9 protein-coding genes are annotated in these 8321 nt (G+C 67.7%); 8 read left to right on the top strand and 1 reads right to left on the bottom strand.

Annotated features, from left to right (window positions below):
- From IRZ12_RS13380 to IRZ12_RS13355, 6 genes are all read left to right on the top strand, one after another.
- Positions 1-257: YqgE/AlgH family protein (locus IRZ12_RS13380; protein ID WP_296469252.1), on the top strand; the 257-nt coding region annotated here is incomplete at its 5' end.
- Positions 250-690 carry a Holliday junction resolvase RuvX gene (ruvX, locus tag IRZ12_RS13375; RefSeq protein ID WP_296469250.1) on the top strand — a complete coding sequence of 147 codons (441 nt, stop codon included), beginning with the start codon at positions 250-252 and terminating at the stop codon, positions 688-690. The genes IRZ12_RS13380 and ruvX, both read left to right, overlap by 8 nt.
- 27 nt (positions 691-717) lie before the next feature.
- Positions 718-1257, top strand: coding sequence for a bifunctional pyr operon transcriptional regulator/uracil phosphoribosyltransferase PyrR (gene pyrR / locus IRZ12_RS13370; protein WP_296469246.1), 540 nt, complete (start codon positions 718-720; stop codon positions 1255-1257).
- A complete protein-coding gene (locus tag IRZ12_RS13365; protein WP_296469244.1) occupies positions 1250-2197 on the top strand; it encodes an aspartate carbamoyltransferase catalytic subunit in 948 nt (315 codons plus the stop codon). Before pyrR ends, IRZ12_RS13365 begins: the two co-directional genes overlap by 8 nt.
- Positions 2198-2202: 5 nt before the next feature.
- Positions 2203-3495 (top strand): dihydroorotase, encoded by a 1293-nt coding sequence (locus tag IRZ12_RS13360; protein ID WP_296469242.1) that lies wholly within the window; start codon positions 2203-2205, stop codon positions 3493-3495.
- A gap of 2 nt (positions 3496-3497) precedes the next feature.
- Positions 3498-4268 (top strand): 1-acyl-sn-glycerol-3-phosphate acyltransferase, encoded by a 771-nt coding sequence (locus tag IRZ12_RS13355; RefSeq protein WP_296469240.1) that lies wholly within the window; start codon positions 3498-3500, stop codon positions 4266-4268.
- 56 nt (positions 4269-4324) lie between these two features.
- Here IRZ12_RS13355 and IRZ12_RS13350 read toward each other — a convergent pair whose 3' ends face one another.
- Positions 4325-5311, bottom strand: coding sequence for a LysR family transcriptional regulator (locus IRZ12_RS13350; protein WP_296469238.1), 987 nt, complete (start codon positions 5309-5311; stop codon positions 4325-4327).
- 205 nt (positions 5312-5516) lie between these two features.
- On the opposite strand from IRZ12_RS13350, the gene IRZ12_RS13345 reads away from it, so the two are divergent.
- Positions 5517-7697: an indolepyruvate ferredoxin oxidoreductase subunit alpha gene (locus IRZ12_RS13345; RefSeq protein ID WP_296469236.1), complete on the top strand. Its 2181-nt coding sequence runs from the start codon at positions 5517-5519 to the stop codon at positions 7695-7697.
- A gap of 29 nt (positions 7698-7726) precedes the next feature.
- A partial coding sequence (locus tag IRZ12_RS13340; protein WP_296469254.1) for a 2-oxoacid:acceptor oxidoreductase family protein occupies positions 7727-8321 on the top strand: 595 nt, incomplete at its 3' end.

The following is an 8321-nucleotide window of genomic DNA, read 5'->3' as shown; positions in this document are numbered from 1 at the left end:
TCGCCTTGACGACGTCCCGCGACGTGCTCCAGGCCGTGGCAGAAGGGCAGGGGCCGGGGCAGATGCTGGTCACGCTCGGATACGCGGGCTGGGGGGCGGGGCAGCTGGAGGACGAGCTGGCCGAGAACGCCTGGCTCAGCGTGTCCGCCACGCCCGAGATCATTTTCAACGTTCCGCCCCGCGAGCGTTTCGACGCCGCCCTGGCGCTGCTGGGCATCGACCCGATCATGCTGGCAGGCGAAGCCGGCCATGCCTGACGAGACGCTGCTCGCATTCGATTACGGGACCCAGTTCATCGGCGTTGCCGTCGGCAATACCCTGACGCGGCACGCCCGTCCGCTCGAAGTCTTCGCCAATACCACGCGCGAGGCCCGCTTCGCCCGCGTCGAGCAATTGTTGCAGGAGTGGCAGCCCGCGCGGCTGGTCGTCGGGCTGGCCCTGGACGCCGATGGCGGCGAACAGCCCATGACGGCGTTGTGCCGCCGGTTCGCGAACCAGCTGCACGGACGCTACGGCTTGCCGGTCGAGCTGGTGGACGAGCGCGGCACCAGCCTCGCCGCCCAGGCCGAAATGGGCGCCGCCGGGCGCGGCCTGCGGGTCGACGCCGTGGCCGCCGCCATCATCCTGCAAAGCTATTTCGATGCCAGTCCGCCCGTCATGTCGCGCCCGCCGCCGGGGTGCCCTGGCTGACGACTGCTTTCTTTTTCCGGAACTGCCATGACTCCAACTCCTCCTTCCCTCGACGCCGAGGCGCTATATGTGCGGCTGCGCGAGGCCGTGCGGGACCTGATGGCCACGCTGCCCGCCGGGCGCACGCACCTGGTGGGCATCCATTCGGGCGGCTCGTGGATCGCCGAGCGCCTGCACCGGGACCTCGGGTTGCCCGAGGCGCCGGGCAAGCTCGACATCAGCTTTTACCGCGACGATTTCGCGCGCATCGGGCTGCATCCCCAGGTCAAGCCGTCGGCCATCACATTCGACGTGGACGACAAGCACCTGGTCCTGATCGACGACGTGCTCTACACCGGGCGCACCATACGCGCCGCGATGAACGAGCTGTTCGACTACGGCCGCCCGGCCTCGATCAAGCTCGCCGTGCTGGTGGACCGCGGCGGCCGCGAGCTGCCGGTCGCCGCCGATTTTGCCGCCGCCACCATTGAGCTGCCGCCCGGCCGCAATCTCGTACTATCGCGCAACGGCGAGTCTTTCAAGATCGATTTCGAAACCCTGCCGCCCCAGGAGCCGCAACATGCGTAACCCGCAGCTCAACAGCAACGGCGAGCTTACCCACCTGTTGACCGTGGAGGGATTGCCCCGGGACATCCTGACCCACATCCTCGACACCGCGGAATCCTTCGTGCCGCTGGCCGACCGCGAGATCAAGAAAGTACCGCTGCTGCGCGGCAAGAGCGTGTTCAACCTGTTCTTCGAGAACTCCACGCGCACCCGGACCACCTTCGAAATCGCCGCCAAGCGCCTGTCGGCCGACGTCTACAACCTGAACATCAGCGCCTCGTCGGCCAGCAAGGGCGAATCGCTGCTCGACACCATCAACAACCTATCGGCCATGCAGGCCGATCTTTTCGTGGTGCGCCACGCCTCCAGCGGCGCACCGCACCTGATCGCCCGCCACGTCGCGCCCCACGTGCACGTCATCAACGCTGGCGACGGCCGTCACGCGCACCCCACGCAGGGGCTGCTCGACATGTATACCATCCGTCACTACAAGAAGGACTTCTCCCAGCTCACGGTGGCGATCGTCGGCGACATCCTCCACTCGCGCGTGGCGCGGTCGGACATCCATGCGCTGACCACGCTGGGCGTGCCGGAAGTGCGCGCCATCGGCCCGCTGACGCTGCTCCCCTCGGGGCTGGAGCAGATGGGCGTGCGCGTGTTCACCAACATGGCCGAGGGGCTCAAGGGCGTGGACGTGATCATCATGCTCCGCCTCCAGAATGAACGCATGCGCGGCGCGCTGCTGCCCTCGGCGCAGGAGTATTTCAAGCACTACGGCTTGACGCAGGAGAAGCTCGCGCTGGCCAAGCCCGACGCGATCGTCATGCATCCGGGCCCCATGAACCGGGGCGTAGAAATCGACTCGTCGGTGGCTGACGGCAAGCAGGCCGTCATCCTGAACCAGGTGACTTTCGGTATCGCGGTCCGGATGGCCGTCATGAGCATCGTCGCTGGAGCCTGATCCCCATGAAGATTTGCATACAGGGCGGCCGCCTGATCGATCCGGCTAACGGCATTGACGCCGTCAACGACATCTACATCGCTGCCGGGCGCGTGGTCGGCATCGGGCAGGCGCCGGAGGGGTTCTCCCCCAACCGGGTCATCGACGCGCGGGGCCTGGCCGTATTGCCGGGGCTGGTAGACCTCTCGGCGAGGTTGCGCGAACCGGGCTTCGAGCATCGCGCCACGCTCGAATCGGAAATGCAGGCCGCGCTCGCCGGCGGTGTCACCAGCCTGGTGCTGCCGCCCGACACCGATCCCGTGCTGGACGAACCGGGGCTCGTCGAGATGCTCAAGCATCGCGCCCGCCAGCTCAATCAGTCCCATGTCTATCCCCTGGGGGCGATGACCGTGGGCCTGAAGGGTGAAGTCATCACCGAAATGGCCGAATTGACCGAAGCGGGCTGCGTGGCCTTTTCCCAGGCCGACGTGCCCGTGACCGACACCAGCGTACTGCTGCGCGCCATGCAATACGCGCGCACCTTCGACTATGCGCTGTGGCTGCGTCCGGAAGACCCGTGGTTGTCGCGGGAAGGCGTGGCGGCGAGCGGTGCCATGGCGTCTCGGCTGGGGCTGGCCGGCATACCGGAGCAGGCCGAGACCATCGCCCTGCACACTTTGTTCGAACTGCAACGCGTCACCGGCGTGCGCCTGCACTTGTGCCGCATCTCCAGCGCGGCCGGCCTCGAGCTGGTCCGGCGCGCCCGCGCCGAAGGGCTGCCTGTCACCTGCGACGTCGGCGCCCACCACGTGCATCTGACGGACGTGGACATCGGCTACTTCGACGCCCACTGCCGCTTCTCGCCGCCGCTGCGCGGCCAACGGGACCGGGACGCCATCCGCGCCGCGCTCGCCGACGGCACGATCGATGCCATTTGCTCGGACCACACGCCCGTGGACGAAGACGACAAGCTGCTGCCTTTCGGTGAGGCCGAGCCCGGGGCCACGGGCCTGGAATTGCTTTTGTCCCTGGCGCTGAAGTGGGCCCGCGACACCCAACAACCGGTTAGCAAGGCCGTCGCCCGCGTCACGAGCGAACCCGCCCGCGTGTTGGGCAACAAGGTGCTCGCTTCGTGCGGACAGCTCGGCGTGGGCGCGCTCGCGGACCTCTGCATCGTCGATCTCGACGCACACTGGACGGTGAGCGAACAGAGCCTGGTCAGTCAAGGCAAGCACACGCCCTTCCTGGGCATGGAGCTGCCCGGCAAAGTGCGCGCGACCATGGTGGCCGGCCACGTCGCGTACGAGGCGGCCGCCTGACCGTGCGCAGCGTGGTGCGGTGGTGCGCCCACCTGCTGCGGTTTGCCGTGCGCTTTGCGCTCGTGACCGCTTGGGTGGGCTTCGGGCTCCTCGTGCTGGCCACGGTGTTCCGGCTGGTAGACGTGCCCACGCGCGATCGGATCAACAACTGGTGGTCGCGTTGGCTGCTGCGTTGGTGCGGCGTGCGGGTGCATGTGAGCGGCCGGCCTCCGCTGGAGGGCCCGGCACTCTTGATCGCCAACCATATCTCGTGGCTGGACATCTATGCGCTCAGCAGCGTGCGATGCACCATCTTCGTGGGCAAGCGCGAGCTGCGTGATTGGCCCGTGCTGGGGTGGTTGATCGCCGGCGTGGGCACCGTATTCATCGAGCGCGGCAGCCGGCGTGCCGTCCATCGCGTGGCCGAGGCCATGCGCGAGCGCTTCCAGCGCGGCCAGCTCATCGGCCTCTTCCCCGAAGGCACCACGTCCGACGGACGCGACGTGCTGCCTTTCCATGCCGGCCTATTCGAACCCGCACGCCGGGCCGGCGTGCCCATCCAACCCGTGGCCCTGCGCTATCTACAGCATGGGCGGCCCAGCACGCTGCCCGCCTATATCGGCGATGAAACCCTGCTTGGCAATGCCTGGCGCGTGCTGGGCACGACGGGTATTTCGGTGCAGGTGATCTACCTGCCGGTCGTGGTTCCCGAAGCCGGCGATGAGGATCACCGGCACGCCATGGCCGCGCGCGTGCGCGAAGCGATCCGGCGCGAGGTGTGCGGCGGGGGCTGAGCGCCCTGCGCCGATGCCTTCCACCTAGGGCCGTCCGCGCAAGGGGCCGGTTGGCCTCACTTCCCGGGAATCGCAGGAGAGGCGCCCGCGCGTTCGCGTCGCGTCCGTCCGGCGCCGCGCTTGGACGGAGCCGGTTGGGCGAACAGGCGGCGCACCAGCGCCCGCACCCATTGCAGGGATGGGTCGCGCGCCGTGTTGGCGTGCCAGATCAACCGCACGTCGTAGTAGGGCGGATCGGGCAGGGTCCAGACCTTGAAGCCGTAGCGGTCCTTCGCGTTGCGGGCATACGTGGTGGGGACGATGGCCAGCATGCGCGAGTTCATGACGATCTCGGGCAAGGCGCCGTAATGCAGTGCGCGCACGACGATGCGGTGATCGAGCTTCAGGCGCGCCAACATGTCGCGCACGCTGTCGTGGAAGGTCGCGGTGGGTGCCGCCACGGCAAGCGAGGCGGAGGCCAGCTCGCTGGGCGTGAGGGTCTTGCCCTGGTGGCCCGCGGAAGGCAGCCAGTCGGGGGCGCTGATGGCCACGTAGGGTTCGTGGAACAGCACGTCGGCCTGGATGCCGCGCCGCTTGGGATGAAGAATGCCAATGGAGAAATCGATTTCGCGGGCCTCCAGTGCAGCGGCCACGTCGGAGGCCAGGACCGAGACGTTGGTCAGCCGGGCGTGCGGCGCTTCGACGTGCAAGGCGGCGGCGAGCGTGGGCAGGAAGGTCATCTCTCCCAAGTCCGACAGCGACACGCGCCATTCGACATGGCTGTGCATGGGGTCGAATGCTTCCCGGCCGCTCACGAGCGCTTCCAAGGACCGCAGTTCGTTGGCGACCGCGGGCGCGACGTGTTCACAGACGCTGGTGGGAATGAGGCCGTGCGGCGTGCGCAGGAAGAGTTCGTCTTCGAAAAAATAGCGCAGGCGCGCGAGGGCGTTGCTCGTGGCCGGCTGCGAGAGCGCCAGCATCTTGCCCGCGGCGGTGACGGACCGGGTCTGGTAGATGGCGACGAGGACGCGGAGCAGGTTGAGGTCCAGCTGGCGGAAGTTCATGGGAGTTCCCGGTGGGTGTCTGCTTGCCGCCGACGGCTTGCCACAACGGCGCGAAGGCAAAGGCCGGTGGGTCATGGATTCCCTGTATGGGGGCTCTCTTAGACATTCACCAAACCAATGTCGAATATACGAAAAAACCATTGGCCCGGGGCGCCCTTCGTGGAAAAGAATAGAGCCGAAGCACGCCACAGAGGAGATGGGAGCGATGGCGGAGCGCTCGTTCGCAAACGAAGTCGGCAAGCTCAGGCTGGGCGAGGGCGACGAATTCCGGGGGGAAGGCATACTCGCCGTCACCAAGGCGCTGCTTCAATCCGGCGTTGCCTACGTCGCAGGCTACCAGGGTGCCCCGATCTCGCACCTCATGGACGTGCTCGCCGACGCGCACGACATCCTCGAAGAACTGGGCGTGCATTTCGAGCATAGCGCTTCCGAGGCAACCGCGGCTGCGACGCTTGCGGCATCGGTGAACTATCCGCTGCGCGGCGCCGTCACCTTCAAGTCCACCGTCGGGACCAACGTCGCATCCGACGCCCTGGCTAACCTCGCCTCCGGCGGCGTGACGGGCGGTGCGCTCCTGATCGTGGGAGAAGACTATGGCGAGGGCTCGAGCATCATGCAGGAGCGCTCGCACGCCTTCGCGATGAAATCGCAAGTCTGGCTGCTCGATCCCAGGCCCAACCTGGAAAGCATGGTGCGCGCGGTCGAACACGGCTTCGCGCTGTCCGAGGCCAGCAACACGCCGGTGATGCTGGAGTTGCGCATACGGGCCTGCCACGTGCACGGCCGCTTCAAGACGCGGGCCAACAAGCGGCCGGCCTTCACGCTCAAGGACGCGATCGAGCATCCGGTCCGGGACGTCGAGCGCATTGTCCTGCCGCCCGCATCGTACCTGCACGAGCAAGAAAAAATCGCCAAGCGCTGGCCGGCTGCAGTGCACTACATCACCGAGCACGGCCTCAACGAGTTCTTCTCGGCCGACCGGCGCGACATCGGCATCGTCATGCAGGGTGGCATGTACAACGGCGTGCTGCGCGCGCTGGAACTACTGGGGCTGGCCGATCCCTTCGGCCGCTCGCAAATCCCGCTCTACGTGCTGAACGTGACCTATCCCTTGGTGGACGAAGAGTTCGTGCGGTTCTGCGCGGGCAAGCGCAGCATCCTGGTAGTGGAGGAAGGGCAGCCCGACTACATCGAGCAGGCCGTCCACGCCATCTTGCGCCGCGCCGACCTGGACACGCGCGTGCATGGGAAGGACGTGCTGCCCATGGCGGGCGAGTACACCGGCGGCGTGCTGCTCAAGGGCCTGGCAGAGTACGTGCGTCGCTATGAACCGGTGCTGCTCGAGGGGCGGCCGTTGCCGCGCGCCGCCCGGCCTGCCTCGCCGAAGCGCATGGCCGACAACCCCAAGGCTTTCGCGATAGAGCGCGCGGCCGGACAAGTGCACGGACGCCCGCCCTCATTCTGTACGGGTTGCCCGGAACGGCCGATTTTTACGGCCATCAAGCTGGTCGAGCGCGAGCTCGGGGCCCACCACATTAGCTGCGACATCGGCTGCCATCTGTTCTCGGTCCTGCCTCCCTTCAACTTGGGTGCGACCACCATGGGCTACGGCCTCGGGTGGGCGGGTGCCGCGGCGCTGAACACGCGCGAGACGAACCGGCGCACGATTTCCATCATGGGCGACGGTGGCTTCTGGCACAACGGCTTGACCAGCGGCGTGGGCAACGCTGTCTTCAACCAGGCCGATAGCGTGCTGCTCGTCGTGGACAACGGGTATTCGGCGGCGACAGGCGGCCAAGACCTTCCTTCGTCCCAGGCGCAGAACCCGCTGCGCAGCACCCGTCATCCGATCGAGCGTGCCGTGCGCGGCGTCGGGGTGAAGTGGGTGCAGACGGTAACGCGCACCTATGACGTGGCCCGCATGCGTGACGTATTGCGCAAGGCGCTGACCACGCCCGAGAAGGGGCCGAAGGTCATCGTGGCGCAGAGCGAATGCATGCTCAACAAGCAGCGCCGCGTCCGGCCGTTGATGCGCAAGATGGCAGAGGCCGGCAAACGCGTGGTACGCGAGCGCTTCGGCGTCGATCCCGACACCTGTACCGGCGATCACTCTTGTATCCGGCTCTCGGGCTGTCCGTCGCTGACGATCCGCGACCACCCCGACCCGCTGCGCACGGATCCGGTTGCCGCCGTGGTGGACAGCTGCGTCGGCTGCGGCTTGTGCGGGGAGGTTGCGCATGCCGCGGTGCTGTGCCCCTCTTTCTACCGCGCGCGCATCATCCACAATCCGAACGCCTGGGACCGTCTCCGGGCCCGGCTCGGGAAGCTCGTCATTGGCGCCCTGCAGCGCCGCATCGAGCGTCGCCTGGCGGGGTTGGCGGCATGAGCGCCCACGACGCACAGGCCCAGGCGGCCATGGCCGCCGCGCAACGAGGCACGACGCCGCGCGCCATCACCATCGCCATCCTCGCGATGGGCGGCGAGGGCGGCGGCGTGCTGGCGGACTGGCTCGTCGACCTGGCCGAGCACAATGGCTACCTGGCACAGGCTACATCCGTCCCGGGCGTGGCGCAGCGCACGGGAGCCACCGTGTACTACGTGGAGCTGTTCCGGCAGGCCGACGTGCCGCCGGGCGAGGTGCCGGTGCTTGCGCTCGGCCCCGTGCCGGGCGAGGTGGACGTGGTCATTGCCTCGGAGTTGATGGAGGCTGCGCGTGCCCTGCAGCGCGGGCTGGTGACGGAAGACCGCACGCTGCTGGTCGCTTCCACCCATAGGGTGTATTCCATGGCGGAGCGCACGGCCATGGGCGACGCGCGGGTCGATTCCGCGACCTTGCTCGAAGGCTGCCGCGCCGCGGCTCGCCGCTTCGTGGCCGCCGATTTTGGCCGCGTGGCCGAGGAGGCGGGCAGCCCCATCAGCCCAGCCTTGTTCGGCGCCTTGGCGGCGACGGGGGTCCTGCCTTTCACGCGCGGGCAGTTTGAAGACGCGATCCGGCGGGGGGGCATTGGGG

Origin of the sequence: Pigmentiphaga sp. (genome assembly GCF_019689535.1) — a bacterium.
Classification (GTDB): Bacteria; Pseudomonadota; Gammaproteobacteria; order Burkholderiales; family Burkholderiaceae_B; genus Pigmentiphaga.
Note: the sequence above shows the minus strand (reverse complement) of the source record. Positions and strands in the feature narration are given on the sequence as shown.

What these genes read in the sequence shown, in the direction of transcription:
- ruvX (WP_296469250.1), top strand. Translation starts at nt 250, where the DNA reads ATGCCTGACGAGACGCTGCTCGCATTCGATTACGGGACCCAGTTCATC.
- pyrR (WP_296469246.1), top strand. Translation starts at nt 718, where the DNA reads ATGACTCCAACTCCTCCTTCCCTCGACGCCGAGGCGCTATATGTGCGG.
- IRZ12_RS13365 (WP_296469244.1), top strand. Translation starts at nt 1,250, where the DNA reads ATGCGTAACCCGCAGCTCAACAGCAACGGCGAGCTTACCCACCTGTTG.
- IRZ12_RS13360 (WP_296469242.1), top strand. Translation starts at nt 2,203, where the DNA reads ATGAAGATTTGCATACAGGGCGGCCGCCTGATCGATCCGGCTAACGGC.
- IRZ12_RS13350 (WP_296469238.1), bottom strand. Translation starts at nt 5,311, where the DNA reads ATGAACTTCCGCCAGCTGGACCTCAACCTGCTCCGCGTCCTCGTCGCC.
- IRZ12_RS13345 (WP_296469236.1), top strand. Translation starts at nt 5,517, where the DNA reads ATGGCGGAGCGCTCGTTCGCAAACGAAGTCGGCAAGCTCAGGCTGGGC.